The 1471-nt window shown below is 60.8% G+C and carries 3 protein-coding genes; 1 reads left to right on the top strand and 2 read right to left on the bottom strand.

Going from position 1 to position 1471, the window contains the following annotated elements:
* A partial coding sequence (locus OQK_RS00650; RefSeq protein ID WP_038860132.1) for a class I SAM-dependent methyltransferase occupies positions 1 to 616 on the bottom strand: 616 nt, incomplete at its 3' end.
* Between the two features lie 92 nt (positions 617 to 708).
* On the opposite strand from OQK_RS00650, the gene OQK_RS00645 reads away from it, so the two are divergent.
* Positions 709 to 1329, top strand: a complete 621-nt coding sequence (locus tag OQK_RS00645; protein WP_016770666.1) for a hypothetical protein — start codon at positions 709 to 711, stop codon at positions 1327 to 1329.
* A 3-nt stretch (positions 1330 to 1332) separates the two neighbouring features.
* Here OQK_RS00645 and OQK_RS00640 read toward each other — a convergent pair.
* On the bottom strand, positions 1333 to 1471 hold a 139-nt coding region (locus OQK_RS00640), incomplete at its 5' end, for an extensin family protein (RefSeq protein ID WP_038860131.1).

Here is a 1471-nt window from a genome sequence, read left to right as displayed (position 1 = left end):
GGTCATCGCCCACCAGCGGGCGGAACAGGCGCATCTCTTTTTTCACCAGCGCGGTTTTCTCGCGATGCGGGAACATCGGGTCGAGGTAGATCACCTGCGGCGGTTCCCCTTCCCAACTGCGCATCACTTCGATGGAGTTTCCCTTGAGCAGTTTCATCCGCGCAACGATTGGCGCTACATCGAAATCTTCCGCCGCCCGCGCCAAGCCATCCTCAAGCAGTGCGCCGATCAGCGGCTGGCGCTCGATCAGGCTCATTTCACAACCGAGACTGGCCAGCACAAACGCGTCCTTGCCCAGCCCCGCCGTGGCATCTAGGACGCGCGGGCGCACGCCTTGGGCGATGCCGACCGCTTTAGCAATCATCTGCCCGCTGCCGCCGCCATACAAACGACGATGCGCCGCGCCGCCTTCGACGAAGTCGACCCGCACCGGTCCAGGCGCATCCGGGCCAAGCTGCTGCAACTGCAAACCCTGCTCGCCGACCTGCAAGGCGAACTCACCGTCGGCCTCGCCGAGCGGCAAGCCGAGACGTTCGGCCCAGTGCTCGGCTTGCGCTTGAAACGTCGGGGCGAGGGCCTGGACATGGATGCGGCAGGCCGCGGGTGACTCGATCATGAAAAAACGCTCAAAAAAGTTAAGGATCGACAAAAACCGCCGATAAACCATTCAACGCGCATTTTGCCAGAGCTGAGCGTCAACCGAAAAAAATGTCAGGCATTCTTCCCACATCGATTGGCTACGTTTCGCCCCATGGCGACTTCAGCCGTCATAACACTCAAGCACTGAGCGGCGTCAGTCACCTGTGGCAGGATTTCTTTGCCCAGGCCCTGGCCGAACAGACGAGTGAAGTGGTGCCTGCCTGTGGCACGTTTCCACCGGTTGACCTGAACAGCCCGGAAGAACCAACCGTTGGCAGCGAGTTGCACGCGCACATCGTCAGCCAGCGTGAGTGCGACGTGGTCGAAACCCAGGTTCGCCCGCCAGAGCCACTGTTCCTGCCGATCGCCGAGTTCGAAATGGAGCTGCTGGACAAGCCGTTCCCACCGTTCCCGCCAGAAGAACTTAAAGCCCAGCAAGAGCAACAGGATTTCGACAGCAGTTGGGTACGCCCGATTGTGATCAACAATGGCCAGCCACTGCCGGAGCCAGGCCCTGCTCCGCAGAAACGTCCGCTGTACCTGCCGATTGCCGAGTTCGACCTGGACTTGCTGCAGAAGCCTTACCCGCCGTTCCCGCCGGAAGAAATCGTCGAGCAACAGAAAGCCCTGGACTTCGATAATGGCTGGGCTCGCCCGATCGTTCTGCAGAACCTGCGCCTCGCCGCCTGATCCTCAGCGACACACGCTCCAGCGCCCGACATCGACATGAAAGTGATTGCGATGAGCGGCATTGTAGTCCGGACTCAACACCACACTGAATGACTCGCAGGCGCCGTCACGCAGCTGGCGCAGAAACTCTGCGTCCTGGTTC

It is taken from the genome of Pseudomonas sp. R62 (assembly GCF_000257605.1).
In the GTDB taxonomy this organism is placed as follows: domain Bacteria; phylum Pseudomonadota; class Gammaproteobacteria; order Pseudomonadales; family Pseudomonadaceae; genus Aquipseudomonas; species Aquipseudomonas atacamensis.
Note: the sequence above shows the minus strand (reverse complement) of the source record. Positions and strands in the feature narration are given on the sequence as shown.